Below are 25377 nucleotides of genomic sequence, written 5' to 3'. Positions count from 1 at the left end.
AGTCGAAGCGGGTCGCGGGCTACTGCTTGGCGATCAGCCGGTCGTACGCGGGAAGGGTCAGGAAGTCCGCGTAGTCCGCGTCCAGGGAGACCTGGAGCAGCAGGTCGTGGGCCTGCTGCCATTCGCCGGCCGCGAAGGCCTCCTCGCCGATCTCGGCACGGATGGCGGCCAGTTCCTCGGCCGCGACCTTGCGGGTCAGGTCGGCGGTGGCGGTCTCGCCGTTCTCGAAGACCACGCCCGCGTTGATCCACTGCCAGATCTGGGAGCGGGAGATCTCGGCGGTGGCGGCGTCCTCCATCAGGTTGAAGATGGCGACGGCGCCCAGGCCGCGCAGCCAGGCCTCGATGTAGCGGATGCCGACCTGGACCGCGTTGCGCAGGCCCTCGTAGGTCGGGCGGGCGTCCAGCGAGTCGATGGCGATCAGATCGCCGGGCGCCACCGAGACGTCCTCGCGCAGCCGGTCCTTCTGGTTCGGCTTGTCGCCGAGCACCGCGTCGAAGGAGGCCATGGCGATCGGGACCAGGTCCGGGTGGGCGACCCAGGAGCCGTCGAAGCCGTCGCCCGCCTCGCGGTCCTTGTCGGCCTTGACCTTCTCGAAGGCGACCTTGTTGACCTCGGCGTCCTTGCGGGACGGGATGAAGGCCGCCATGCCGCCGATCGCGTGGGCGCCGCGCTTGTGGCAGGTGCGGACCAGGAGTTCGGTGTACGCCCGCATGAACGGGGCGGTCATCGTCACCGCGTTGCGGTCCGGCAGGACGAACTTCTCGCCGCCGTCACGGAAGTTCTTGACGATGGAGAAGAGGTAGTCCCAGCGGCCCGCGTTCAGGCCGGCCGCGTGGTCCTTCAGCTCGAAGAGGATCTCTTCCATCTCGTACGCGGCGGTGATCGTCTCGATCAGGACGGTCGCGCGGACGGTGCCCTGCGGGATGCCCACGTAGTCCTGCGCGAAGACGAAGATCTCGTTCCAGAGGCGGGCCTCCAGGTGCGACTCCGTCTTCGGGAGGTAGAAGTACGGGCCCTTGCCGAGGTCGATCAGGCGCTGGGCGTTGTGGAAGAAGTAGAGGCCGAAGTCGACCAGCGCGCCCGGCACGGAGCGGCCGTCGATCTGCAGGTGGCGCTCCTCCAGGTGCCAGCCGCGGGGCCGCATCACGACGGTGGCGAGCTGCTCCGCCGGCTTCAGGGCGTACGTCTTGCCGGTGCGCGGGTCGGTGAAGTCGATCCGGCGCTCGTAGGCGTCGATCAGGTTGAGCTGGCCGAGAACGACGTTCTCCCAGGTGGGAGCCGAGGCGTCCTCGAAGTCGGCGAGCCAGACCTTCGCGCCCGAGTTGAGGGCGTTGACGGTCATCTTGCGGTCGGTCGGACCGGTGATCTCCACGCGGCGGTCGTTGAGCGCGGCCGGGGCCGGCGCGACCTTCCAGTCTCCCTCGCGGACCTGTGCGGTGTCCGGGAGGAAGTCCAGGTGGGAGGTCCGGGCGATCTCGGCGCGCCGTTCGGCGCGGCGGGCGAGGAGCTCGTCTCGGCGGGGGGTGAACCGCCGGTGCAGCTCGGCCACGAAGGCCAGTGCCGCTTCGGTGAGGACTTCGTCCTGCCGGGGCAGGGGCTCGGCGTCGACGATGGCCAGCGGGGACGGCGCTGGTGCGGACATATCTGTCACTCCTTCAGCGGCGGTGCCTGACGACCACTGGGGAATGCTCGCGCGCAGACGGCACGCAGTGCCGTCGAGTGTGGAGAGTTCCAAATACGGTCGCGGGCGCCGTCTGGGGGTTCAGGGCGCTTCTGACCAGTGGATAGTAATTTCCTCATGGTGGAAGTTCAATGGTTTGTTGATGTCGAGATTCTCTGGGTCGACAGATTCCTACCCCGGATGGCGCTCAGTGCCACCCCGGTCACGCCCCGCACAGACATCCCCCGCCGCGCCCGCCCCAACCGGACCGCCGGGGGAACCGCAGCTCAGGCCGGGTCGAGGCGCGCCAGGTCGGCCGGCAGGTCGATATCGAAGGGCTCCGCCACATCCGCGCACTCCACCAGCGTGAGTTCCGCCGCATGTGCACTCAAATGGACGCGTGCACCGCGGTCGCCGGTCGCCGTCGCCACGATGTCCGGCCACCGGTCCGCGCCGAACAGCACCGGGTGGCCGCGCTCGCCCTCGTACGCGGCGGCGACCAGGCTCGCCGGGGAGCGGTAGGCGGCCCGCACCCGGGCCACCGCCGCCGGTCCGATGCCCGGCTGGTCCACCAGCGACACCAGGGCCGCGGAGGCTCCCGTACCGGCCAGCGAGGCGAGCCCGACCCGCAGCGAGGAGCCCATGCCCTCGGCCCAGTCCGGGTTCTCCAGCACCACGCAGCCCGTCAGGTCGGCGCGCTCGCGGACCTCGGCGGCGGAGGCCCCGAGCACCACGTGCAGCGGCCCGCAGCCCGCCTCGCGCAGCACCCGTACGGCGTTCTCGACGAGCGGCCGGCCCCGGTAGGGGAGCAGTGCCTTGGGGCGCCCGCCGAGCCGCCGGCCACCGCCGGCGGCCAGCAGCAGCCCGGCGATCACCGGGGGGCCGGACCGCCCGGACGGGCCGGAAGGGCCGGAAGGGCTGCTGGGGTCGGAAGCGGGGCCGGTGGAGGGCTCGTTGGCTGGCATGACACCGATTCTCGCTCCGGCCGCAGCCGAGCGGACCGGCGGGAGCGGCGGGACAGGCGGGACCGCTCGCGCAGCCAGGTGCGTACGGCGGCCCGCGCGGCACCCAGCCGCACCGGCTCCGCGATCCGGTGCTCCACGGCGAGCAGCAGGGCGCGTTCTTCGCGATCGGTGATCATCTTGGCGACTCCTTGCCAATCGAGGGCCAATACCGCGAGTCTGGACCCCGATTGGCCTGGCAGGCAGAGCCAATCGGGGGAGGTTGGCATGGCAAACGGGCGAGTGGTTCAGACGGCGGACAGAGCCATCGGCAGCCGCCAGCTGGCCGCGCTGCTCCCCGACGGGGTACTGGCCCGCCCGGGCTACCGCAGCCTCGCCGACGCCCTCCGCACCCTGGTCCTCGACGGCAGGATCGCCCTCCACGTCCGGCTGCCCGCCGAGCGCGAGCTCGCCGAGGCGCTCGGCGCCTCCCGTGCCACCGTCACCGGCGCGTACGACCTGCTGCGCGAGAGCGGCTACCTCCGCAGCCGGCGCGGCTCCGGGACCTGGACCGAGCTGCCCGAAGGCCACCGGCCGGTCGGCGCACACGCGCTGCTCGGCCCCGGCGGCGACACCGAGGAGGGCATCGACCTGGCCACCGCAGCCATGGGCGCCCCGGACGGCAGCGTCGCCGAGGCCCTCGCCTGGGCCGCCCCCCGGCTGCCGGAGGCCGCCCGCAGCCCCGGCTACCACCCCTTCGGCCTGCCCGAGCTGCGGGCCGCCATTGCCGACCGGTTCACCCGGCGCGGCCTGCCCACCCGCCCCGAGCAGATCCTGGTCACCGCGGGCGCCCAGCAGGCCCTCGCCCTGGTGGTGAGCCTGCTGTGCCGGGCCGGCGACCGGGTGGTCACCGAGAACCCCACCTACGCCAACGCCCTCGACGCGATCCGCCACGCCCGTCTGCGCACCGCCTCCATCGCGGTCTCGGACGCCGGCTGGGACATGGAGATCGCCGAGTCCACGCTGCACCAGACCGTGCCGCGGCTCGTCTACACCGTCCCGGACTTCCAGAACCCCACCGGCGCCCTGATGCCTCCGGAACAGCGGCTCCGGCTGCTGGCCGCGACCCGGCGCACCGGCAGCTGGCTGGTGGTCGACGAGACCATCGCCGACATCGCCCTCGATGTGCCGCCCGCCCCGCCGCTGGCCTCCCTCGCCCCGCGCGGCGGTGCCGACCACGTGATCACCGTCGGCTCGCTGAGCAAGACCCACTGGGGCGGGATCCGGGTGGGCTGGATCCGCGCCACCGCCAAGCTGATCAACGAGGTGACGGCGGTCCGGGTCGCCGCGGACATGACCGGCTCGGTCCTGGACCAGCTGCTTGCGCTCCCGCTGCTGGCCGGCCTGGACGCGGGCCTGCCCGCCCGGCTCGACCAGCTCCGGGCCCGGCGGCAGGCGCTGGCCGAGGCGCTCCAGCGGCACACCCCGGAATGGTCCTGGCGGTTTCCGCCGGGCGGTCTCTCGCTCTGGGTCGACCTCGGCGAACCCGTCAGCTCCGCGCTGGCCGAGCGGGCGGCGGCGGCCGGGGTGTTCATCGGCCGGGGTGCCCGGTTCGGCGTGGACCCGGGCACCTTCGAACACCGGCTCCGGATCCCGTACACCCTCCCGGCGGACCGGCTGGAGGAGGCCGTCCGCCGCCTGGCCACGGCCTTCCACGAGGGGGTCCCGCTGCCCCCGGCGGTGGACCGCCCGTACTGGGTGGCCTGAGCGGCTGCCCCGTTACGGGGTGCGGATCAGGCGGCGGGTGCCGGCCGCGGCCACCGCGGCCGTACGGGAGTCGACGCCCAGCTTCGCGTAGATGTGCACCAGGTGGGACTTCACGGTCGCCTGGCTGAGGAACAATCGCTTGGAGATCTGCTGGTTCGACAGCCCGTCCGCCACCAGCTGCAACACCTCGAGCTCCCGCTTCGTCAGCGCCTCCGCCGGCGTCCGCATCCGGTCCATCAGCCGCAGCGCCACCGCCGGGGCCAGCGCCGACTGCCCGGCCGCCGCCGTGCGCACGGCCGCCGCGAGTTCCTCCGGCGGGGCGTCCTTGAGCAGATAGCCGGCCGCGCCGGCCTCCACCGCCGCCAGGATGTCGGCATCGGTGTCGTACGTGGTCAGGATGAGCACCCGGGGCCCGCCGGGCCGCGCGGTGATCGCCGCGGTGGCCGCCGAGCCGTGCATGCCCGGCCCGAACTGCAGGTCCATCAGGACCACGTCCACGGCCTCCGAGGCGGCCAGCTCCACCGCCCGCTCGGCGGTGGCCGCCTCCGCGACCACCGTGAACCCCGGTTCGGTGTCCAGTACCGCGCGCAGCCCGGCCCGGACCACCGGGTGGTCGTCGGCCAGCAGCAGCCGGATGGTCATGATCGGGCCTCCACGGGCAGCGGCAGCGGAAGGGTCACGGCCACGGCGGTGCCCTGGCCGGGTGCGGACTCCACGGTGAAGATCCCGCCCAGCGACTCGGCCCGGGAGCGCATCGCGGGCAGCCCGAAACCGCCGGCACCGGCCGGGGCGGACGACGGCTCGAAGCCCTTGCCGTCGTCCACGATGTCCAGGGTCACCGAGGCGTCCATGAAGGTCAGGGTGATCTCGGCGCGCCCGGCCCCGGCATGCCGGACCACATTGGCCAGCGCCGACTGGGCGATCCGCAGCAGCGCCACCTCGTACGGGGTGGGCAGCGGGGTGGGCCGGGCCGGCCCGCTCAGCGAGAACCTGACCCGTGGCCCGGGCGCCGACCCGCACAGGCGCTCCAGGGCCGCGGCCAGTGAGCCGTGCTCCAGGTCCGGCGGAGTCAGGGCCCGTACGAACCGCCGGGCCTCCGCCAGGTTCTCCTGCGCGGCCTCCCGGGCCCGGGCGATGTGCGGCCCGGCCGGCGCATCGGCCGGCAGGGTCCGCTCGGCCGCCCGCAGCAGCAGCTGGATCGAGGACAGACCTTGCGCCAGGGTGTCGTGGATCTCCCGGGCCAGCCGCTCCCGCTCGGCCAGCACACCCGCGTCCCGCTCGGCGGCGGCCAGCTCCGCCCGGGTGGTGATCAGCTCCTCGATGAGCTCCCGGCGCCGCTCGCTCTCCCGGTACAGCGCCTGGTAGCCCAGTACGGTCGCCACGGCCACCGCACCCCCCAGCAGCGGCCCGAGGAAGGCGCCCGGGGTGACCGCCTTGCTGTGCGCCAGGAAGCCTCCGATGGCCGCACCCGCGGTCACCGCCACCGCCGGCAGGCCCCAGCGCAGCGGCAGCAGGTGCAGCTGGAGGAAGTACAGCGGGAAGGCGATCCACAGCCCGTCGGGGGAGACCACGAGCAGCCCCGCCCAGGCCGCGCCGAGGGCCGCCAGCCACAGCGCACCGGCCCGCGGGGACCGGTGCACGGCGGGGGTCCGCACCCCCGCCGCGTACACCAGGGCCATCAGCAGGCAGACCGCCACCACGGCGCCGGCCCCGGGCGCGGCATCGGCCAGGGCGCGGGCCGATGCCAGTCCGAGGAGCCCGAGCAGCAGGGCGTGCAGACACAGCCGCAGCATGCGGGAGACGGGGGTGGGGGGCTTGGGGGGCCGGGATTCGGGACGGGATTCCAGAAAAGTCATGACCCGACCAGCCTAGGCGGGTCGCCCGGCCGACCCGCTCAACCAAAAGTTCGATGTCCGGCTGCTCCCTTCGATACCAGGATCGGGACCACGGCTCGATGCCGTGCGGGCGGGGCCGGGAGCAGGGTGGGGAACATGTTCGTCGCATGGAGAGATCTCAGGTTCGCCAAGGGCCGGTTCGCCCTCATGGGCACGGTCGTCGTGCTGATCACGCTGCTGGTGGGGCTGCTGTCCGGGCTCACCGCCGGCCTGGCCCGGGAGAACATCTCGGCCGTCACCGGGCTGCCCGCCTCACACATCGCCTTCGCCGCGCCCGAGGGGGACCAGAAGGTCTCCTTCAGCAGCTCCCAGGTGGCCGAGCCGGCCTGGCTGGAGTGGCGCAAGCGGCCCGGAGTGACCTCGGCGCAGCCGGTCGGCATCCGCACCACCAACGCAGTCGCCGGTGACCGCACGGCTTCCGTCTCCGTCTTCGGCGTCGAGGCCGACGGCGGACTGGCCCCGGCCGGGCTCACCCAGGGGCAGGTGATCCTCTCCGAGCGGGCCGCGAAGGAACTCGGCGGGCTGCAGGCCGGCGGCACCCTGAAGATCGGCACCCTGGAGCTGACCGTCCGGGCGGTCTCCGGCACCGCCTCCCACAGCCACACCCCGGTGGTCTGGGCGGACCTCAACGACTGGCAGCGGATCGGGAACCCGGGGACGTCCCCCGACACCCTGGCCACCGTCGTGGCCCTGGACGGGGACTCCGGCACGGACTGGGCGGCCGGCGACCGGGCGGCCGGGACCAAGACGCAGAGCGTGGACGAGGCGCTCGGCGCCATCGGCTCCTACGCGGCCGAGAACGGCTCCCTGCAGCTGATGCGGGGCTTCCTGTTCGCCATCTCCGCGCTGGTCATCGGGGCGTTCTTCACGGTCTGGACGATCCAGCGCAGCGGGGACGTCGCGGTCCTGAAGGCCCTCGGCGCCTCCACCCCGTACCTGCTGAAGGACGCCCTCGGCCAGGCCGTGCTGATGCTGGCCGCCGGCACCGGGACCGGGACCCTGCTCGCCGCCGGTATCGGCGCGCTGATCAGCGGCGGCGACGTGCCGTTCGTCCTGGACGCGGCCACCGTGCTGGTGCCGGCCGCGGTCATGATCCTGCTCGGCGCGGCCGGTGCGGCCCTCTCCATCCGGCGGATCACCGCCGTCGACCCCCTCACCGCCCTCGGGAGCGCCCGATGACCCTCCTCGTCCACGACGTCACCCTGACCTACCCGGACGGCGAGGGCCGGCTCACCGCCCTCGACCGGGTCCACCTCGACGTACCGGCCGGCACCCTCACCGCGGTGGTCGGGCCGTCCGGCTCGGGCAAGTCCAGCCTGCTGGCGGTCGCCGCCACCCTGGTGACCCCGGACTCGGGCCGGGTGGTGATCGCCGGCCAGGACACCGGGAAGCTGACGGCGGCGGAGAAGTCGGCGCTGCGGCGGTCGCGGATCGGCATCGTCTTCCAGCAGCCGAACCTGCTGCCCGCACTGACCGCGGCCGAGCAGCTCCAGGTGATGGCCCACCTCTCCGGCCGGCCCTCCCGGCAGCTGCGGCGCCGGGCGCTGGAACTGCTGGCGGCGGTGGGCCTGGCGGACAAGGCGGACCGGCGTCCGCACCAGCTGTCCGGGGGACAGCGCCAGCGGGTGAACATCGCCCGGGCGCTGATGAACGAGCCCGCGGTACTGCTGGTGGACGAGCCCACCAGCGCCCTCGACCACGAGCGCGGCGCGGCCGTGCTGGACCTGCTGGTCTCGCTGACCCGGGAGCGGGCGACGGCCACGGTCCTGGTCACCCACGACCGCGCGCACCTCGCCGCGGTGGACCACACGGTCACGATGACCGACGGCCGCCTCACGGACTCCGTCCCGGCGTAGCCACGCCCTGGCCGGGGGTCGGGCGAGCTCGGTACGGAGCCCCGGCTCGGCGCCCCGCCGGCCTCGCCGAGCCCGGCCCATGCCCGGCGGCACACCCACCGTGTCACCGGGCTCTGCCCGGGCCACATGGGGCCCTGCCCGGGCCGCCGGGTTCCGCCCGGGCCAACGCAGGGCTCCGCCCGGCCACGCGGGGCTCCGCCCGGGCCACGTGGGGCTGTGCCGGGTCCCCGGGCTCGCCGGGGGGCGGGCCCGGGACGGGCGATGGCCCCAGCCGCCTGTCCGGGCGGTCGGGGCCATCGCCGTGCGCTGTGGGCCGGCCGGCCCCGCGCGGAGCGCTGCGCCGGCCTCGCCGAGCCCGGCCCGTGCGCCGGTTGAGCCTGTACCCGGCGGCACACCCGCCGAGCCACTGGGCTCTGCCCGGGCCACGCGGGGCTGCGCCCACGGCACCGGGCCCACCCGGGCCAACGCGGGCTCCGCCCAGGCCACGCGGGGCTGCGCCCGGGCCACGCCCGGCTCCGCCCAGGTCACGCCGGGTTCCGCCCAGGCCACGCGGGGCTGCGCCCCGCAAGCGCGCGGAGCGTTACGCCGGGTTCTGGTTGGCCAGGGCCACCGAGAGTTCGGCTGCCACGCCCTGGAGGATCGGTACGAAGGACTCGGCCACCGCCTCCGTCACCCGACCCGCCGGGCCGGAGATCGAGATCGCGGCGGCGGTCGGCGAGTTCGGCACCGACACGGCCAGGCAGCGGACCCCTATCTCCTGCTCGTTGTCGTCGACCGCGTAGCCGGACTTGCGGACCTGCTCTAGCGCCTCCAGGAAGCCCTCGGGCGTGGTGATGGTCTTCTCGGTCGCGGCCGGCATGCCGGTACGGGCGAGCAGCGCCCGGACCTCCTCCGCCGGGGTGTGCGCGAGCAGCGCCTTGCCCACGCCGGTGGAGTGCGGCAGCACCCGGCGCCCGACCTCGGTGAACATCCGCATGGAGTGCTTGGACGGCACCTGGGCGACGTACACGATCTCGTCACCGTCGAGCAGGGCCATGTTGGCCGTCTCGCCGGTCTCCTCGACCAGCCTGGCGAGGTACGGGCGCGCCCAGGTGCCGAGCAGCCGGGAGGCCGACTCGCCGAGCCGGATCAGGCGCGGGCCGAGCGAGTACCGCCGGTTGGGCTGCTGCCGTACGTAGCCGCAGGCCACCAGGGTGCGCATAAGACGGTGGATGGTGGGCAGGGGCAGTCCGCTGGCGGCGGAAAGCTCGCTCAGGCCGACCTCACCCCCGGCATCGGCCATCCGTTCGAGCAGATCGAAGGCGCGCTCGAGGGACTGGACGCCACCGCTGGCGGCGGGCGTCTTTGAGGAAGCGTCGGTGGTGCTGGCGCTGGACGTCGGCACGGCGCGGTCCTTTCGGTGCTGGCAGGCAAGGAAGCAGCCTACCCGGCACCGGCCGTCCGCCCTAGTGCCGGGGCGGTGCCGTCCCCGCCGGTCAGAGGGGGTTTGTCCGGGTGGCGGACGTCCTCCGCGGGGCGCCTGCCGGGCTCCCCGTGGTGGTAGCTACGTTCTGTAGAGCGAAATCTTAATTCCATTCTGTGGAAACCTCCAATGGTGGATCGGGTGGGTGGGCTGTCCGTCCGGCTGCTCTTGACGGGCCCAGGATCGGCGTGAAGACTCCGTCAACAGAACGTTGAATTTCGCTCTGTGGAAGTAGATGGGGAGGTTCCGGGTGTCTGACGTGGCAGTGGAACTGGTACTACGCTCGACGCGCGTCATCACCCCCGAGGGGACGCGCGCCGCCTCGGTGGCCGTCGCCGCCGGGAAGATCGCGGCCGTACTGCCGTACGAGGCGGAGGTGCCCGCCGGCGCCCGCCTGCAGGACTTCGGGGACGATGTGCTGCTCCCCGGCCTGGTCGACACCCACGTCCACGTGAACGACCCCGGCCGCACCGAGTGGGAGGGCTTCTGGACGGCCACCCGCGCCGCCGCGGCCGGCGGCATCACCACGATCCTCGACATGCCCCTCAACTCCCTGCCGCCCACCACCACGGCCGGCAACCTGGTCGTCAAGCAGGACGTGGCGCGCGAGAAGGCCCATGTCGACGTCGGCTTCTGGGGCGGCGCCCTGCCCGACAACGTCAAGGACCTGCGCCCGCTGCACGACGCCGGTGTCTTCGGCTTCAAGTGCTTCCTGTCGCCCTCCGGCGTCGACGAGTTCCCCGAGCTCGACCAGGAGCAGCTGGCCGCCTCCCTCGCGGAGATCGCCGGATTCGGCGGCCTGATGATCGTGCACGCCGAGGACCCGCACCACCTGGACTCGGCGCCGGTCGTGCCCGGCCCCAAGTACACCGACTTCCTGGCCTCCCGGCCGCGCGACGCCGAGAACACCGCGATCGAGAACCTGATCGCCCAGGCCAAGCGCCTCGACGCGCGGGTGCACGTCCTGCACCTGTCCTCCTCCGACGCGCTGCCGCTGATCGCCGCCGCCAAGGCCGAGGGCGTGTCGATCACCGTCGAGTCCTGCCCGCATTACCTCACCCTCACCGCCGAGGAAGTGCCGGACGGCGCGAGCGAGTTCAAGTGCTGCCCGCCCATCCGTGAGGCCGCCAACCAGGACCTCCTGTGGGACGCGCTCGCCGACGGCACGATCGACTGCATCGTCTCCGACCACTCGCCCTCCACCGCGGACCTGAAGACCCCGGACTTCTCCACCGCGTGGGGCGGCATCTCCTCCCTGCAGCTGGGCCTTCCGGCGATCTGGACCGAGGCGCGCCGCCGTGGACACTCCCTCGAGGACGTCGTCCGCTGGATGTCCGCCGCCCCGGCGCGACTCGCGGGCCTGTCCCAGAAGGGCGCCATCGAGGCCGGCCGGGACGCCGACTTCGCGGTCCTGGCCCCTGAAGAAACGTTCACTGTGGACCCGGCCGAGCTCCACCACCGCAACCAGGTCACGGCGTACGCGGGCAAGACCCTGCACGGCGTCGTGAAGTCCACCTGGCTGCGCGGGCGGCAGATCGCGGACCACGGCACCCCCTCCGAGCCCACCGGCCTCCTCCTCGAAAGGCAGAACTGACAGTGGCGATCCCCACCTTCACCGGCAACGCGAACCCGTACGGAGGCGGCGACCCGTACGCGGACTACCGCACCGCGGACTTCCCCTTCACCCAGTACGCGAACCTCGCCGCCCGTGAGCTCGGCGCCGGTGTCATCGCCGCCAACGACGAGTTCTTCGCCCAGCGCGAGAACCTGCTGATCGCCGAGGCCGCGCACTTCGACCCGGAGCACTTCGGCCACAAGGGCAAGGTCATGGACGGCTGGGAGACCCGCCGCCGCCGTGGCGTCTCCGCCACCCAGCCGTGGCCGACGGCCGAGGACCACGACTGGGCGCTGGTACGCCTGGGTGCGCCCGGTGTGATCCGCGGCATCGTGGTCGACACCGCGCACTTCCGCGGCAACATGCCGCAGGCGGTCTCCATCGAGGCCACCAACTGGCAGGGTGCGCTCGCGCCGACCCCGGAGGAGCTCCAGGGCGACGAGGTGAAGTGGACGACGATCGTCCCGCGCACGCCGGTCGGCGGCCACGCGGCCAACGGCTTCGAGGTCACCGTCGAGCAGCGGTTCACCCACCTCCGCGTCAACCAGCACCCGGACGGCGGTATCGCCCGCCTCCGCGTCTACGGCGAGGTCCTCCCGGACCCGAAGTGGCTGGACGCCCTCGGCTCCTTCGACGTCGTCGCCCTGGAGAACGGCGGCTCGGTCCAGGACGCGTCCAACCGCTTCTACTCCCCGCCGACCAACACCATCAACCCGGGCCGCTCCCGCAAGATGGACGACGGCTGGGAGACCGCGCGCCGCCGTGACAACGGCAACGACTGGATCCGCTACCAGCTGGTCGCCGAATCGGAGATCCGCGCGGTCGAGATCGACACCGCCTACCTCAAGGGCAACTCGGCGGGCTGGGCGTCGCTGTCGGTGAAGACCGGCGAGGAGGGCGAGTGGCAGGAGTTCCTGCCGCGGACCCGCCTGCAGCCCGACACGAACCACCGCTTCGTACTGGACGCTCCGGCGGTCGGCACGCACGTCCGGATCGACATCTTCCCGGACGGCGGCTTCTCCCGCCTGCGCCTGTACGGTTCCCTGACGGACGCGGGCACCACGGCCCTGACGGCCCGCCACCAGGAACTCGCAGGCTGACCCACCCCCTACGGGACTCCGCCCCGTGCCCCGCGCGGTGGGCTCCGCCCCGGGGGCGACCGGGCGGCGCGAGCCGGCCCTGCGGTTCGGCCGCCCGTGCCGCGGCGGTCGCCCACCGGGGCTCCGCCCCAGCCCCGTTGCGGGGCTGCGCCCCGCGCACGTACGGGGCTTCGCCCCGGGGGCGACCGGCCCGCGCGAGCCGGCCCTGCGGTCCGGCGCCTGCTCCACGACGGTCGCTCACCGGGGCTCCGCACCGGGCCCTGTGCGGGGGCTCCGCCCCCAGGCCCCTTGCGGGGCTTCGTTCCGCAGGTACGGAGCTCCGCCCCGGGGGTGACCGGGCGACGCGAGCCGGCCCTGCGGTCCGGCGCCTGCTCCGCGGCGGTCGTTTACCGGGGCTCCGCCTCAGGTCCTGTGCGGGGTTGCACCCCGCACCCGCCGACTTCGCCCGGCGAAGTTTCCGGGCCGCCGGAGCCCGGCCCGGGGCTGGGCCCTCTGGTCCCGCCGGCACCCGAGGGCTGCACCCCGGCTCCCGGGGGCTCCGCCCCGGGGGCCCGTGCGGGGCTGCACCCCGCGCCTGCCGGCTTCGCCCGGCGATGCTTCCCGGCCCCGGGTCCGGGGCTGTGCCCGGGCCCGCCGGAGCCGCGGGCCGCGCCCGGTACCCCGGGCTCCCGGGGCTCCGCCCCGGGTTCCTGGCGGGGTTGCACCCCGCACCCGCCGGCTTCGTCCGGCGATGCGTCCGGGCCGCCGGGCAGAGCCCGGCGCGGGGCCGGGCCCCGGCTTCGCCGGAGGTGCGGGCTGCGCCCGGTACCCGGCTCCCGGGGGCACCCGCCCCGCGCCCGCTGGCTTCGCCCGGCGATGTTTCCGGGCCGCCGGGCCGCCGGGTCGGCGGGCTCCGCCCGGCCCGCCAGGTCCACACGGAGCCGCGGTGTGGGCCAGGCCCGACGGGTGGCAGGGGTGCGTCCGGGGCTGGCCCCGGTCAGGCCGCGTGGCCGCCGTCGATGGTGAATTCCGCGCCCGTGATGAACCCGGCCTCCTCGCCCGCCAGGAACGCCACCATCGCCGCGATCTCCTCCGCCCGGCCGAAGCGGCCCACCGCCGTCAGTGCCGTCTGGCCCGCCGCCAGTGGGCCGTCCGCCGGGTTCATGTCCGTGTCCACCGGGCCCGGGTGGACCAGGTTCGCGGTGATGCCGCGGTCGCCCAGTTCCCGGGCCAGCGCCCGGTTCAGGCCGGTCAGCGCCGCCTTGCTCATCGCGTACAGCGTGCCGCCCGGGCCCGGTACCCGCTGGGTCATACAGCTGCCGATCGTGATGATCCGGCCGCCCCGGCCGAGGTGGGCAGCCGCGGCCCGGGTGGCCAGGAACGTGCCGCGGACGTTCACGTCCAGCACCCGGTCCACATCGGCCGTGCTCAGCCCGTCCAGCGGACCCAGCACCCCGATCCCCGCGTTGTTGACCAGTACGTCGAGCCGCCCGAACGCGGCAACGGCCTGCTCGACCGCCGAGTCCAACGCCGCCGCGTCCCGGGCGTCGGCCCGCAGCGCCAGCCCGCGCCGCCCGGTCGCCTCGATCTTCCCCGCCACCCCGGCCGCCGCCTCCGCGTCACTGGCGTAGGTGAACGCCACATCGGCGCCCTCCCTCGCCAGCCGCAGTGCCGTGGCCGCGCCGATGCCGCGGCTGCCACCGGTGATCAGTACCGCTTTGCCGGCCATGGGTTCGCTCCCTGTTCCCGCCGAATGATTGGTTGCGGGTTCAATGAAATCTGGGATGATCCCTGCGCGCTGGCGGGAATCCGACCTCGCGTTCGCGCGTGCCTGACCGATGAGTTCCGCGCGCTCCGGGAGTCTGAATCGGTGTACCGACCTCGACCTGGGAGCGCGGAGCCATGGGCAAGCTGACCCTCACCACCTTTCTGTCCCTCGACGGCGTACTGCAGGCCCCCGGAGGCCCGCAGGAGGACACCAGCGGCGGCTTCGCCTACGGCGGCTGGGTCGCGCCCTACGTCGACGAAGGCATGCTGGAGTTCGTCACGGAGGTCTTCGGCCGGGCCGGCGCGTTCCTCCTCGGCAGGCGGACGTACGACATCTTCGCGGGCTACTGGCCCCGGCAGACCGACCCGTCGGACCCGATCGCCTCGCCGCTCAACACCCTCCCCAAGTACGTGGCCTCCACCACCCTCAAGGACCCCGAATGGGCCGGGACCACCGTCATCGACGGGGAGAACCTCCAGGCCGAGGTGGTACGCGCCAAGGACGCCACCGAAGGCGAACTCCAGGTGCACGGCAGCGGGCAGCTCGCCCAGTACCTGCTCGCCCGCGACCTCGTCGACGAGTTCAACCTGCTGATCTTCCCCGTCTTCCTCGGAGCCGGCCGTCGGCTGTTCCCCACCGGAGGCCTGCCCACCGCGTGCGAACTGCTCGACTCCCGTACCACCCCGGCCGGCACCGCCATCCACACCTACCGTCCCACCGGCCGCGCCGCCTTCGGCCAGATCGGCGACTGAGCCGGTTCAGGCCGAGCCGTTCAGTCCGCGCCCCGCAGCGCCTTGGTCAGCAGGCCGCCGCCCACGATCAGCCCGACGCCGAGCCACCACAGCCCGTTGTCGAAGATCAGTACGGCGATCCCCACCGGCACCAGCATCCCGGCCAGCGGCAGCAGCAGTCCGGCCGGTCCGGGCGGCTCCGGGCCCGGCTCCCCACGGGCGCGCAGCGCGCGGGCACGGGCCACCTCCGGGTACCAGGCGGTGAACTTCAGGGCCGCCACGATGGCCAGGATCTGGATGATCCATCCGGTCCAGATGTTGTTCGGGTTGTGCAGCACCAGATCGCCGTACGCGCCCGCCAGAGCCGCCACCAGGAAGGCCAGCCCCCACACCCCGGTGATCGCGTAGTTGGTGCGCAGGAACTCACGGGTGTGCCAGTACGCCGGATCGACCTGCTCCCGGGCGTATTGGAGGGTGAACGGCATCCGCGCCGCCATCGACCCGAACGCGATCAGGGTCAGCGCGATGTTGGACACCTCTCCGGCGTACGTCTCCAGCCAGCGCCGGGTCCCGTCGTCGGCCAGCGCGCCGACCACCGTCATCGCCGCGAAGAAGACCAGGTCGGCCACTTCCAGCAGCTTCCAGGAGGACCCCGGGTGCAGCAGGTGCCCGGCGGCGATCAGGGCGACCGTCACCCCCAGTGCCAGCCCCACCGCGAGCTCGAACCGGCCCGGCCCGACCAGCAGGGAGAACACGATCCAGGGCGCCATCCCGACCACGGGGTTCTCCAGGAACCCGGCGAGTCCGGCACGGACCTTCCCCGGCGCCTCTTCCGTCACCCTTCCAGCCTGCCGCGCTCCCGCCCGGCACGCAGCCGGGCGGGACCGCGGCAGACTGCGCGCCGGGCGGGACAATCCGGGCGGGACAATCCGCTCGACCGGCAAGATCCGCTCCGGTAGCGTGACCACGCCCGCGTGCGAGCCGCCGTAGTCTCCACCCGCCCCGAGCCGTTGGAGAACCCGGTGTCCACCCTCGCCGCGCCCGCCCTCGCCCCCCGCCGGACCTGGGCCGCCGACCTGCCCGTGCTGCTCGTCGCCGTCGTCTGGGGCGGCAGCTACCTCGCCGCCAAGGGCATCACCACCACCCACACCGTGATCGCCGTCCTCGTGCTGCGCTTCGCCCTGGTGTTGCCGGTGCTGGTGCTCGCTTGCCGGAGGTCGCTGCGCGCCCTCAGCCCCGCCCAGCTGCGCGGCGCCGGGCTGCTGGGGCTCGTGCTCGGCGGGATCTTCCTGCTGGAGACCTACGGGGTGGTGCACACCTCCGCCACCAACGCCGGGCTGATCATCAGCCTGACCATGATCTTCACCCCGCTCGCCGAGGCCGCCGTCCGCCGGACCCGGCCCTCCGGCGCCTTCCTCGCCGCCGCCGGGCTGTCCGTCGCGGGCGTGGTGCTGCTCACCCAGGGCGCCGGGTTCACCGCCCCCGGCTCCGGGGACCTCCTGATCCTCGGGGCGGCGCTGGCCCGGACCCTGCACGTGCTGCTGATGGCCCGGATCAAGTCCGTCCAGGACGCCGACGCGCTGTCCCTCACCACCGTGCAACTGGGCGCTGCCGTGCTGGTCTTCGCGCTGCTCGCCGCCCTGCCCGGCACCGGCGCGACGCCCTGGGCCGCCGCCGCGGACTTCGGCCCCGCCGAGTGGGCCGGGCTGGCCTTCCTCGCCGTCTTCTGCACCCTGTTCGCCTTCTTCGTACAGATGTGGGCCGTCCGCCGGACCTCCCCGTCCCGGGTCAGCCTGCTGCTCGGCACCGAACCGCTGTGGGCCGCCGCGGCCGGCATCGCCCTCGGCGGCGAACACCTGGGCGCCGTCGGATGCGCCGGGGCCGCCCTGGTCCTGGCCGGCACCGCCTGGGGCCGCCGCGCCGCAGCCATCTGAAGCCCGCAACCGTCTGAAGCCCGCAGCCGTCTGAAGCCCGCAGCCGTCTGAAGCCCGCAACCGTCTGAAGCCCGCAGCCGTCTGAAGCCCGCAGCCGTCTGAAGCCCGCAGCCGTCTGAAACCTGCCCGCAGTCGCCGGACCATGGCCGGAAATCGAGGCCGCGGAACCGGCGGGCCGCCGTACTGTGGGCCAATGCCCGTCGCGGACTTCACCGGATTCGGCGATGACTTCAACGCCGACCCCTATCCGTACTACGCCCGGCTGCGCGAGGACGGACCCGTCCACCGGGTCACGGTCACCGAAGGCCAGGAGGCGTGGCTGATCGTCGGCCACGACGAGGCCCGGTACGCCCTCAACCACCCCGCCCTGTCCAAGAACTGGCAGGACTCCGGGCACTGGGAGGACCTGAAGGTCACCGCCGCCAACGCCAACATGCTCGAAGCGGACCCACCGCACCACACCCGGCTCCGCAAGCTCGTGGTCCGCGCCTTCACCGCCCGGCGCATGGAGGCCCTGCGCCCCCGGGTCCAGCAGGTCACCGACGAGCTCCTGGACGCCATGGCCGCCCGGCCCGGCCGGACCGCCGACCTGATCGCGGCGCTCGCCTTCCCCCTTCCCATGACCGTCATCTGCGAACTGCTCGGCGTCCCCGACCTGGACCGCGCCCGCTTCCGGTACTGGTCCCAGGAGATCGTGGCGCCCCCGGCCGGCGTCCCCGACAACCTCGCGCTGGCCGAGCTGTCCGGCTATCTCGCCGACCTGATCGCCGCCAAGGCCGAGGACCCCGGCGAGGACCTGCTCAGCGCCCTGATCAGGACCCGGGACGAGGACGGCGACCGGCTCACCTCCGACGAGTTGATCGGGATGGCCTTCCTGCTGCTGGTGGCCGGCCACGAAACCACCGTCAACCTGATCGGGAACGGGATACGGGCCCTGCTCGCGCACCCCGCACAGCTGGCCGCCCTGCGCGCCGACTTCGACGGGCTGCTGGACGGTGCGGTGGAGGAGATGCTCCGCTACGACGGCCCGGTGGAGAACGCCACCTTCCGCTGGGCCCGCGAACCCCTCGAGGTCGGCGGCACCCTCATCCCGGCCGGCGGATCCGTGCTGGTCTGCCTCGCCGGAGCCGACCGCGACCCGGCCCGGTTCCCGGAACCCGACACCTTCGACATCCGCCGGGGCCCCCAGGGACACCTCGCCTTCGGCCACGGCATCCACTACTGCATCGGCGCCCCGCTGGCCCGGATCGAGGGCGCCATCGCCGTCCGGTCCCTGCTCGAACGCTTCCCCGGGCTCGCCGAGGACCCCGCGGCCGGACCGCGGGACTGGATCAGCGGCACCCTGATGCGCGGGGTCGTGAAGCTCCCGGTCCGCTGGTAGCCGCCGATGGCCGCACCGCCGTCAGAGGTCCGGCAGCTCCGCCAGGTACACCGGCCGCCGCTCCCGCCGCGAGGTCTCGCAGGCCTCCGCGACCCGCAGCGCGGCCAGTCCCTGCCGGCCGTCGCACGGGTTGTTGCCCTCGCCGCGGACCAGCCGGACGAAGGCCGCCAGCTCGGCCTCGTACGCCGGACCGAACCGCTCCAGGAACCCGGTCCACGGCTTGCTCGCCGGCGGCGGGCCGTGCGGCTCGGTCGAGGCGATCGGCGTACGGTCGTCCAGCCCGGCGGACACCTGGTCCAGCTCCCCGGCCAGCTCCATTCGCACGTCGTACCCGGCGCCGTTGCAGCGGGTGCCCGTACAGGTGGCCAGCGCCCCGTCGGCCAGGGTCAGTACGGCGGCGGCCGTGTCCACGTCCCCGGCCGCCCGGAACTGCGCCGGCCCCGCGTCCGAGCCGGCCGCGTACACCTCCGTCACCTCCTGCCCGGTCACCCAGCGCACCATGTCGAAGTCGTGCACCAGGCAGTCCCGGTACAGGCCCCCCGAGGTCTCCAGATATCCGGCCGGCGGCGGGGCCGGGTCGGCGGTCATCGTCCGTACGGTGTGCAGCCGTCCCAGCGCCCCGGAGCGGACCAGCTCCCGCGCGGTCAGGTAGCCCGCGTCGAAGCGGCGCATAAAGCCCAGCTGGAGCACCCCGCCGGCGGCGGCCACCTCGCGCAGCACCGTCAGGGTGCCGGGCAGGTCCGGGGCCACCGGCTTCTCGCAGAACACCGGCAGCCCGGCCCGTACGGCCCGGATCACCAGCTCCGGATGGCCGGCCGTGGAACAGGCCACCACCAGGGCGTCCACACCCCACCGGAACACCTCGTCGACACCCGGCGCGGCCGTGGCCCCCAGCCGGGTGGCCACCCGAGCCGCCCGCGCCGGATCGGCGTCGGCGAGCAGCAACGACCCCGCCTCCGGGTGCCGGCTGAGCGCCGCCGCATGGAACGAGCCGATCCGGCCGGTTCCCACGATCCCGATGCGCATGCACTCAACCTGAACCCGAGCGGGTCGGCTGTCAATCTGCCCCGATGGCCCTTCATCATCCACTGTGGCGGATACTGGGCGGCTGACACCGGAATGACCGGCTTCGATGACCGGCAGTGAAGTGATGGCGAAAGGCAGGCGCAGGGACGTGACCAGGATTCGGACAGGGGCACGCGTCGTGGGCGCCGTGCTCGCCGCGGTACTGGGGGCCTCCCTCGCCGGCTGCAGCAGTACCGGGGGCAAGCGGGCGGAAGACCGGGCCAAGGCGGCGGCGCAGGGCCGGCCGGCCGTGTCCACCCCGCGCTGGACCTTCGCGATGGTCACCCACGCGGGCGATGGCGACACCTTCTGGGACATCGTGCAGAAGGGCGCCAAGGAGGCCGCGGCCAAGGACAACATCAACTTCCTCTACTCGCACGACGACCAGGCACAGCAGCAGGCCCAGTTCGTGCAGGCCGCGATCGACCAGAAGGTCGACGGCATCATCGTCAGCCTGGCCAAGCCCGAGGCCCTCAAGGACGTCCTCGGCAAGGCGGCCAAGGCCGGCATCCCGGTGATCACCGTGAACTCCGGTTCCGCCCAGTCCAAGGAGTACGGCGCCCTCACCCACATCGGGCAGGACGAGGAGATCGCCGGCGAGGCGGTCGGCACCGAGCTGACCAAGCGCGGGCGCAAGAAGGCCGTCTGCGTCCTGCACGAACAGGGCAACGTGGGCCACGAGCAGCGCTGTGCCGGAGCGAAGAAGACCTTCGGCGGCACCATGGAGAACCTGTACGTCGAGGGCACCAACATGCCCTCCGTGCAGGCGGCCATCCAGGCCAAGCTGCAGGCCGAGCCGGACCTGGACGCGGTCCTCACCCTGGGCGCGCCCTTCGCGCCCACGGCCGTCAAGGCCAAGGATGCGGCCGGCAGCAAGGCCGAGATCGACACCTTCGACCTCAACGAGTCCGTGGCCCGGGACCTGAAGTCCGGCGCCCTCGGCTTCGCCGTGGACCAGCAGCCCTACCTCCAGGGCTACGAGGCCGTGGACCTGCTCTGGCTCTACAAGTACAACGCGAACACCCTGGGCGGCGGCCGTCCGGTGCTCACCGGCCCGCAGATCGTCACCAAGGACGAGGCGGCCGAGCTCGAGGAGTACATCAAGCGGGTGACCCGATGAGCACCGCCACCGCTCCGCCGCCCGCCGCCCGCGACGAACGCCTGGCGCACGTCTCCCTGGTCCGGCGTCTGCTGGGCCGCCCGGAGCTCGGCGCGGTGGTCGGCGCGGTCGCCGTCTTCGTGTTCTTCTCCTTTGCCGCCCCCAGCTTCCTCCAGGCCTCCAGCCTGAGCACGATCCTGTACTCGGCCTCGACCATCGGGATCATGGCGGTGCCGGTGGCGATGCTGATGATCGGCGGCGAGTTCGACCTGTCGGCCGGTGTGATGGTCACCAGCTCGGCCCTGATCAGCTCGATGGTCAGCTACCAGCTGACGGCCAACGTGTGGGTCGGCGTCGGGGTGTCCCTGCTGGTCACCCTCGCGATCGGGTTCTTCAACGGGTTCATGCTCACCCGGACCAAGCTGCCCAGCTTCATCATCACCCTCGGCACCTTCCTGATGCTGACCGGCCTGAACCTGGGCTTCACCAAGCTGATCAGCGGTTCGGTCTCCACCAAGTCCATCGCCGACATGGAGGGCTTCCCCTCCGCCAAGGCCCTCTTCGCCTCGCAGTGGACCATCGGCGACGTCACCCTCAAGGTCACCGTCCTGTGGTGGCTGGCGCTGGTCGCCCTCGCCACCTGGATCCTGCTGCGCACCCGCGCCGGTAACTGGATCTTCGCGGTGGGCGGTGCCGCCGAGGCGGCCCGCGCGGTCGGCGTGCCGGTGGTCAGGACCCGGATCGGGCTGTACATGGGTGTGGCCCTGTGCGCCTGGATCTCCGGCCAGCACATCCTGTTCTCGTACGACGTGGTCCAGTCCGGCGAGGGCGTGGGCAACGAGTTCCTCTACATCATCGCGGCCGTGATCGGCGGCTGTCTGATGACCGGCGGCTACGGCTCCGCCATCGGCTCGGCCGTCGGCGCCTTCATCTTCGGCATGACCAGCAACGGCATCGTGTACGCGCAGTGGAACCCCGACTGGTTCAAATTCTTCCTCGGAGCGATGCTCCTCCTGGCCACCCTGCTGAACGCCTGGGTGCGGAAGCGGGCGGAGGCCAAGTGAGTCTGGTGAAGCTGACGGAGGTCAGCAAGTACTACGGGAACATCCGGGCCCTCGAAGGGGTCTCCCTGGAGGTCGCGGCCGGCGAGATCACCTGTGTGCTCGGTGACAACGGCGCCGGCAAGTCCACCCTCATCAAGATCATCGCGGGTCTGCACCGGCACGACTCCGGCAGCTTCGAGATCGACGGCGAGGAGACCGTCCTCGCCAACCCGCGCGCCGCCCTGGACCGCGGCATCGCCACCGTCTACCAGGACCTGGCCGTGGTCCCGCTGATGCCGGTCTGGCGGAACTTCTTCCTCGGCTCCGAACCGACCCGGGGCCGCGGAGTCCTCCGCCGCCTCGACGTCGGCCTGATGCGCGAGACCACCCGGTCGGCGCTGCTGCGCATGGGCATCGACCTGCGCGATGTCGACCAGCCCATCGGCACCCTGTCCGGGGGCGAGCGGCAGTGCGTGGCCATCGCCCGCGCGGTGCACTTCGGCGCGAAGGTCCTCGTCCTGGACGAGCCGACCGCCGCCCTGGGCGTCAAGCAGTCCGGGGTGGTCCTCAAGTACGTCGCCGCCGCCCGGGACGCCGGACTGGGTGTGGTCCTCATCACCCACAACCCGCACCACGCCCACCTCGTCGGCGACCGCTTCGTGCTGCTCAAGCGCGGCACCATGGCGGGCTCGCACACCCGGGACTCCATCACCCTGGACGAGCTCACCCGGCAGATGGCAGGTGGAAGCGAGCTCGACGAGCTGAGCCACGAACTGGCCCGGGTGGCAGAATCGACGACAGACGCAACGGCAGGCGACGCACACGACAGGGACGACAGGACTCGATGAGCACGTACCGGGACTTCACGCTCGCCCACCGCGGGTCGGCGCGTGGCACCGTCCTGCGGACCGTCGGGACCCGTGAGCGCCGGTCGCACCTGACCGCCCCCCGCGTCCCGACCGTCGGCATCGACATCGGCGGCACCAAGGTGATGGCGGGCGTCGTGGACGCCGACGGCGTGATCCTGGAGAAGATCCGCACCGAGACCCCGGACAAGTCCAAGAGTCCCAAGGTGGTCGAGGACACCATCACCGAGCTGGTGCTGGACCTCTCCGACCGGCACGACGTGCACGCGGTGGGCATCGGTGCGGCCGGCTGGGTGGACGCCAACCGCTCCCGGGTGCTGTTCGCCCCCCACCTGGCCTGGCGCGACGAGCCGCTCCGGGACGCCCTGCAGTCCCGGCTGGCCGTCCCGGTGATGGTGGACAACGACGCCAACACCGCGGCGTGGGCGGAATGGCGGTTCGGCGCCGGACGCGGCGAGGACCACCTCGTCATGATCACCCTGGGCACCGGCATCGGCGGCGCCATCCTGGAGGGCGGCCAGGTCAAGCGGGGAAAGTTCGGGGTGGCCGGCGAGTTCGGCCATATGCAGGTGGTGCCCGGCGGGCACCGCTGCCCCTGTGGCAACCGCGGCTGCTGGGAGCAGTACAGCTCCGGCAACGCCCTGGTCCGCGAGGCCCGCGAGCTGGCCGCCGCCGACTCCCCGGTCGCGTACAACATCATCGCCCGGGTCGGCGGGAACGTCCCCGAGATCACCGGGCCGCTCATCACCGAGCTGGCCCGCGAGGGCGATGCCATGTGCATCGAGCTGCTCCAGGACATCGGGCAGTGGCTCGGCGTCGGCATCGCCAACCTGGCCGCCGCCCTCGACCCGTCCTGCTTTGTCATCGGCGGTGGCGTCAGCGCCGCGGACGACCTGCTCATCGGTCCCGCCCGGGACGCCTTCCGGCGCCACCTGACGGGCCGCGGGTACCGGCCCGAGGCCCGGATCGCCAAGGCCCAGCTCGGCCCCGAAGCCGGTATGGTCGGCGCCGCCGACCTGGCCCGCCTGGTCGCCCGCCGGTTCCGCCGGGCCAACCGCCGCCGGGTCGAGCGGTACGAACGCTACGAACGCTACCTGGGCCTGCGCGGTGCACCCGGGCCCGAGGAACAGGAACCGCAGTGACCCCGCCCCCCACCACCCTGCCGCGCCAGGCACCCGCCTCCGACGAGGGTAGCCCCGGCCCTGTACAGCCGGCCGAGGACCGCCGGCACACGGTCCGGCGCCGCTGGCTCACCGCGATCATCATCGTGCTGCTGATCGGGATTCCCGCCGGCTACCTGGCGGTCTCCGCCGAGCAGAGCCGCAGCAGCGGGCGGGTCAAGGCCGCCAAGGCAGCCGCCGACCAGGTGCGCTCCGGCTGGCCCTCCCGGGTCCAGCGCAGCATCTACGAGGTACCGGTCCCGGACTGGTCCACCGGCGTCGGCTTCTACGAGACCAACAACTGGCGTACCAGCCGGCTGTACGTGCAGTTCACCACCAACCCGGTGGACCTGGACTTCTTCCTGAAGGCCATCGGCACCAGCCGGGACGCCCTCACCCCCGGCGTCTCCATCGGGGAGCGCGACGCCCACGTGGCGGGCTGGAGCTGGGCCCCGGAGCAGCACTGGTTCGGCACCACCCACGACCAGCAGGACCCGCGCCCCACCCAGGACATCACGGTCGACCTGACCGACCCGGAAAAGCCCCGGGTCTACGTGGTATCCACAGCCACCCCCTAGCGCAGGCTCCGGCCCCTACCCTGGGGATCATGAAGCTGACCAAGAAGCTGCACTCCTGCGTCCAGTTGGAGAAGGACGGGCGCGTGCTCGTCATCGACCCGGGTGCCTTCAGCGAGCCCGACGCGGGCCTGGGGGCCGATGCCCTGCTGGTCACCCACGAGCACCCCGATCACTTCGACGAGGGCCGGCTGCGGGCCGCCCTCGACGCCCGCCCGGGCGCCGAGCTGTGGACCCTGCGCAGCGTCGCGGACCGGCTGGCCGGGGCTTATCCGGGGCGGGTGCACACGGTCGGCCACGGCGACACCTTCACCGCGGCCGGCTTCGAGGTCCAGGTGCACGGCGAACTGCACGCCGTGATCCACCCCGACCTCCCGCGGATCACCAACGTCGGTTACCTGGTGGAGGGTTCCCTCTTCCACCCCGGGGACGCGCTGACCGTGCCCGGCACCCCGGTGGAGACGCTGATGCTCCCCGTGCACGCGCCCTGGAGCAAGATCTCCGAGGTGATCGACTACGTACGCGAGGTCAAGCCGGGGGTGGCGATCGACATCCACGACGCCTACCTCTCCGACATCGCCCGGCCGGTCTACGACTCCGCCCTGGCCGGCCTGGGCGGCGCCCCGCACACCCGGATGACCGCCGGAGAGAGCGCCACCCGGTAGCTGTCGGTGCCGGGCGGTAGGTTGGTTGGCATGCGTATCGCCACGTTCAACGTCAACTCGATCACCGCCCGGCTGCCCCGGCTGCTGGCCTGGCTGGAGTCCTCCGGCACCGATGTGCTCTGCATCCAGGAGACCAAGTGCGCGGCCGAGCAGTTCCCGGCCGACGCGCTGCGCGAGCTGGGGTACGAGTCGGCCGTCCACGCCACCGGCCGGTGGAACGGCGTCGCCCTGATCTCCCGGGTCGGCCTGGAGGACGTGGTCACCGGCCTGACCGGCGGCCCGGAGTACGAGGGCGTGCAGGAGCCCCGCGCGATCTCCGCGACCTGCGGCGGAGTACGCCTGTGGTCGGTGTACGTGCCCAACGGCCGCGAGGTCCTGCACGACCACTACGGCTACAAGCTGGAGTGGTTCCGCGCCCTGCGCGACGCGGTCGCGGAAGACGCCGCCGGCCCGCGCCCGTTCGCGGTGCTCGGCGATTTCAACGTGGCCCCGACCGACGAGGACGTCTTCGACCCGGCGGTCTTCGAGGGCCTGACGCATGTCACCCCGGCCGAGCGGGCCGCCCTGGAGGCCTTGCGTGCCGCCGGGCTCTCGGACATCCTGCCGCGCGCCCTCAAGTACGACCGGCCGTACACCTACTGGGACTACCGCCAGCTCGCCTTCCCCAAGAACCGGGGCATGCGCATCGACCTGGTCTACGGCAATGCGGCCTTCGCGAAGGCCGTCAAGGACGCCTATGTCGACCGCGAGGAGCGCAAGGGCAAGGGTGCTTCGGACCACGCGCCGGTCATTGTCGATCTCGACGTCTAGTG

At 73.0% G+C, this 25377-nt stretch carries 23 protein-coding genes; 15 read left to right on the top strand and 8 right to left on the bottom strand.

The annotated features are described in order from the left end of the window. Positions 1 to 19 precede the first annotated feature (19 nt). Together aceB and DEJ50_RS06100 are read right to left on the bottom strand one after the other, a co-directional pair. On the bottom strand, positions 20 to 1645 hold the full coding sequence (aceB, locus tag DEJ50_RS06105) for a malate synthase A (RefSeq protein ID WP_150206569.1): 1626 nt from the start codon (positions 1643 to 1645) through the stop codon (positions 20 to 22). A gap of 305 nt (positions 1646 to 1950) precedes the next feature. Further along, the gene (locus DEJ50_RS06100; protein ID WP_150206568.1) at positions 1951 to 2628 is read right to left on the bottom strand and encodes a nucleotidyltransferase family protein; all 678 of its coding nucleotides are present in this window, start codon (positions 2626 to 2628) and stop codon (positions 1951 to 1953) included. A gap of 264 nt (positions 2629 to 2892) precedes the next feature. Between DEJ50_RS06100 and DEJ50_RS06095 the strand changes: the two genes are divergently transcribed. After that, the gene (locus DEJ50_RS06095; protein WP_150206567.1) at positions 2893 to 4371 is read left to right on the top strand and encodes a PLP-dependent aminotransferase family protein; all 1479 of its coding nucleotides are present in this window, start codon (positions 2893 to 2895) and stop codon (positions 4369 to 4371) included. 12 nt (positions 4372 to 4383) lie between these two features. On the opposite strand, the gene DEJ50_RS06090 is transcribed toward DEJ50_RS06095, so the two are convergent. Both DEJ50_RS06090 and DEJ50_RS06085 read right to left on the bottom strand, forming a co-directional pair. Next, positions 4384 to 5013 (bottom strand): response regulator, encoded by a 630-nt coding sequence (locus tag DEJ50_RS06090; RefSeq protein WP_150206566.1) that lies wholly within the window; start codon positions 5011 to 5013, stop codon positions 4384 to 4386. Further along, positions 5010 to 6227 (bottom strand): sensor histidine kinase, encoded by a 1218-nt coding sequence (locus DEJ50_RS06085; protein ID WP_150206565.1) that lies wholly within the window; start codon positions 6225 to 6227, stop codon positions 5010 to 5012. Before DEJ50_RS06085 ends, DEJ50_RS06090 begins: the two co-directional genes overlap by 4 nt. Before the next feature lie 135 nt (positions 6228 to 6362). Between DEJ50_RS06085 and DEJ50_RS06080 the strand changes: the two genes are divergently transcribed. Further along, a complete protein-coding gene (locus DEJ50_RS06080) occupies positions 6363 to 7445 on the top strand; it encodes an ABC transporter permease (protein ID WP_150206564.1) in 1083 nt (360 codons plus the stop codon). Further along, on the top strand, positions 7442 to 8122 hold the full coding sequence (locus DEJ50_RS06075; protein ID WP_150206563.1) for an ABC transporter ATP-binding protein: 681 nt from the start codon (positions 7442 to 7444) through the stop codon (positions 8120 to 8122). The genes DEJ50_RS06080 and DEJ50_RS06075 overlap by 4 nt, the downstream gene beginning before the upstream one ends. A 580-nt stretch (positions 8123 to 8702) precedes the next feature. Here the strand turns inward: DEJ50_RS06075 and DEJ50_RS06070 are convergent. After that, positions 8703 to 9506 (bottom strand): IclR family transcriptional regulator, encoded by an 804-nt coding sequence (locus tag DEJ50_RS06070; protein ID WP_150206562.1) that lies wholly within the window; start codon positions 9504 to 9506, stop codon positions 8703 to 8705. A 313-nt stretch (positions 9507 to 9819) separates the two neighbouring features. Between DEJ50_RS06070 and allB the strand changes: the two genes are divergently transcribed. Both allB and alc read left to right on the top strand, forming a co-directional pair. Next, complete coding sequence (gene allB, locus DEJ50_RS06065) at positions 9820 to 11178, top strand: allantoinase AllB (protein WP_411757579.1); 1359 nt, start codon at positions 9820 to 9822, stop codon at positions 11176 to 11178. A gap of 2 nt (positions 11179 to 11180) precedes the next feature. Next, a complete protein-coding gene (alc, locus tag DEJ50_RS06060; RefSeq protein ID WP_150206560.1) occupies positions 11181 to 12299 on the top strand; it encodes an allantoicase in 1119 nt (372 codons plus the stop codon). A gap of 976 nt (positions 12300 to 13275) precedes the next feature. Here alc and DEJ50_RS06055 read toward each other — a convergent pair. Beyond that, complete coding sequence (locus DEJ50_RS06055) at positions 13276 to 14007, bottom strand: SDR family oxidoreductase (protein ID WP_150206559.1); 732 nt, start codon at positions 14005 to 14007, stop codon at positions 13276 to 13278. A gap of 173 nt (positions 14008 to 14180) precedes the next feature. Between DEJ50_RS06055 and DEJ50_RS06050 the strand changes: the two genes are divergently transcribed. Then, a complete protein-coding gene (locus tag DEJ50_RS06050; protein WP_150206558.1) occupies positions 14181 to 14798 on the top strand; it encodes a dihydrofolate reductase family protein in 618 nt (205 codons plus the stop codon). A 20-nt stretch (positions 14799 to 14818) separates the two neighbouring features. Here DEJ50_RS06050 and DEJ50_RS06045 read toward each other — a convergent pair whose 3' ends face one another. Continuing rightward, positions 14819 to 15616: a hypothetical protein gene (locus tag DEJ50_RS06045; RefSeq protein WP_150206557.1), complete on the bottom strand. Its 798-nt coding sequence runs from the start codon at positions 15614 to 15616 to the stop codon at positions 14819 to 14821. A gap of 183 nt (positions 15617 to 15799) precedes the next feature. Between DEJ50_RS06045 and DEJ50_RS06040 the strand changes: the two genes are divergently transcribed. Next, positions 15800 to 16711 (top strand): DMT family transporter, encoded by a 912-nt coding sequence (locus tag DEJ50_RS06040; protein WP_150211942.1) that lies wholly within the window; start codon positions 15800 to 15802, stop codon positions 16709 to 16711. Between the two features lie 193 nt (positions 16712 to 16904). Beyond that, the gene (locus DEJ50_RS06035) at positions 16905 to 18092 is read left to right on the top strand and encodes a cytochrome P450 family protein (protein ID WP_150206556.1); all 1188 of its coding nucleotides are present in this window, start codon (positions 16905 to 16907) and stop codon (positions 18090 to 18092) included. Between the two features lie 21 nt (positions 18093 to 18113). Here DEJ50_RS06035 and DEJ50_RS06030 read toward each other — a convergent pair whose 3' ends face one another. Beyond that, on the bottom strand, positions 18114 to 19118 hold the full coding sequence (locus DEJ50_RS06030; protein ID WP_150206555.1) for a Gfo/Idh/MocA family oxidoreductase: 1005 nt from the start codon (positions 19116 to 19118) through the stop codon (positions 18114 to 18116). A 178-nt stretch (positions 19119 to 19296) separates the two neighbouring features. Here DEJ50_RS06030 and DEJ50_RS06025 point away from each other — a divergent pair, with 178 nt between their 5' ends. Genes DEJ50_RS06025 through DEJ50_RS05995 form a run of 7 tightly spaced genes read left to right on the top strand, consistent with a single transcriptional unit; the run spans position 19297 to position 25375 of the window. Continuing rightward, positions 19297 to 20277, top strand: coding sequence for a sugar ABC transporter substrate-binding protein (locus DEJ50_RS06025; RefSeq protein ID WP_190344305.1), 981 nt, complete (start codon positions 19297 to 19299; stop codon positions 20275 to 20277). Then, a complete protein-coding gene (locus tag DEJ50_RS06020; protein ID WP_150206553.1) occupies positions 20274 to 21320 on the top strand; it encodes an ABC transporter permease in 1047 nt (348 codons plus the stop codon). The genes DEJ50_RS06025 and DEJ50_RS06020 overlap by 4 nt, the downstream gene beginning before the upstream one ends. Next, positions 21317 to 22147, top strand: coding sequence for an ATP-binding cassette domain-containing protein (locus DEJ50_RS06015; RefSeq protein WP_223837618.1), 831 nt, complete (start codon positions 21317 to 21319; stop codon positions 22145 to 22147). Before DEJ50_RS06020 ends, DEJ50_RS06015 begins: the two co-directional genes overlap by 4 nt. Beyond that, entirely contained in the window at positions 22144 to 23307 is a 1164-nt protein-coding gene (locus tag DEJ50_RS06010; RefSeq protein ID WP_150206552.1) for an ROK family glucokinase, read from the top strand. Before DEJ50_RS06015 ends, DEJ50_RS06010 begins: the two co-directional genes overlap by 4 nt. Further along, positions 23304 to 23903: a hypothetical protein gene (locus DEJ50_RS06005; RefSeq protein ID WP_223837617.1), complete on the top strand. Its 600-nt coding sequence runs from the start codon at positions 23304 to 23306 to the stop codon at positions 23901 to 23903. Before DEJ50_RS06010 ends, DEJ50_RS06005 begins: the two co-directional genes overlap by 4 nt. Positions 23904 to 23932: 29 nt before the next feature. Then, complete coding sequence (locus DEJ50_RS06000; RefSeq protein WP_150206551.1) at positions 23933 to 24565, top strand: MBL fold metallo-hydrolase; 633 nt, start codon at positions 23933 to 23935, stop codon at positions 24563 to 24565. A gap of 30 nt (positions 24566 to 24595) precedes the next feature. Continuing rightward, complete coding sequence (locus DEJ50_RS05995; protein ID WP_150206550.1) at positions 24596 to 25375, top strand: exodeoxyribonuclease III; 780 nt, start codon at positions 24596 to 24598, stop codon at positions 25373 to 25375. Positions 25376 to 25377 lie beyond the last annotated feature (2 nt).

This window comes from Streptomyces venezuelae, from assembly GCF_008642295.1.
Classification (GTDB): Bacteria; Actinomycetota; Actinomycetes; order Streptomycetales; family Streptomycetaceae; genus Streptomyces; species Streptomyces venezuelae_C.
This window is presented reverse-complemented; position numbering and strand designations above follow the sequence as displayed.

Excerpts from the sequence above, each read along its gene's own strand:
- aceB (WP_150206569.1), bottom strand. The coding sequence starts at position 1,645 with ATGTCCGCACCAGCGCCGTCCCCGCTGGCCATCGTCGACGCCGAGCCC.
- DEJ50_RS06100 (WP_150206568.1), bottom strand. The coding sequence starts at position 2,628 with ATGCCAGCCAACGAGCCCTCCACCGGCCCCGCTTCCGACCCCAGCAGC.
- DEJ50_RS06095 (WP_150206567.1), top strand. The coding sequence starts at position 2,893 with ATGGCAAACGGGCGAGTGGTTCAGACGGCGGACAGAGCCATCGGCAGC.
- DEJ50_RS06090 (WP_150206566.1), bottom strand. The coding sequence starts at position 5,013 with ATGACCATCCGGCTGCTGCTGGCCGACGACCACCCGGTGGTCCGGGCC.
- DEJ50_RS06085 (WP_150206565.1), bottom strand. The coding sequence starts at position 6,227 with ATGACTTTTCTGGAATCCCGTCCCGAATCCCGGCCCCCCAAGCCCCCC.
- DEJ50_RS06080 (WP_150206564.1), top strand. The coding sequence starts at position 6,363 with ATGTTCGTCGCATGGAGAGATCTCAGGTTCGCCAAGGGCCGGTTCGCC.
- DEJ50_RS06075 (WP_150206563.1), top strand. The coding sequence starts at position 7,442 with ATGACCCTCCTCGTCCACGACGTCACCCTGACCTACCCGGACGGCGAG.
- allB (WP_411757579.1), top strand. The coding sequence starts at position 9,820 with ATGGGGAGGTTCCGGGTGTCTGACGTGGCAGTGGAACTGGTACTACGC.
- DEJ50_RS06055 (WP_150206559.1), bottom strand. The coding sequence starts at position 14,007 with ATGGCCGGCAAAGCGGTACTGATCACCGGTGGCAGCCGCGGCATCGGC.
- DEJ50_RS06050 (WP_150206558.1), top strand. The coding sequence starts at position 14,181 with ATGGGCAAGCTGACCCTCACCACCTTTCTGTCCCTCGACGGCGTACTG.
- DEJ50_RS06035 (WP_150206556.1), top strand. The coding sequence starts at position 16,905 with ATGCCCGTCGCGGACTTCACCGGATTCGGCGATGACTTCAACGCCGAC.
- DEJ50_RS06030 (WP_150206555.1), bottom strand. The coding sequence starts at position 19,118 with ATGCGCATCGGGATCGTGGGAACCGGCCGGATCGGCTCGTTCCATGCG.
- DEJ50_RS06020 (WP_150206553.1), top strand. The coding sequence starts at position 20,274 with ATGAGCACCGCCACCGCTCCGCCGCCCGCCGCCCGCGACGAACGCCTG.
- DEJ50_RS06010 (WP_150206552.1), top strand. The coding sequence starts at position 22,144 with ATGAGCACGTACCGGGACTTCACGCTCGCCCACCGCGGGTCGGCGCGT.
- DEJ50_RS06000 (WP_150206551.1), top strand. The coding sequence starts at position 23,933 with ATGAAGCTGACCAAGAAGCTGCACTCCTGCGTCCAGTTGGAGAAGGAC.
- DEJ50_RS05995 (WP_150206550.1), top strand. The coding sequence starts at position 24,596 with ATGCGTATCGCCACGTTCAACGTCAACTCGATCACCGCCCGGCTGCCC.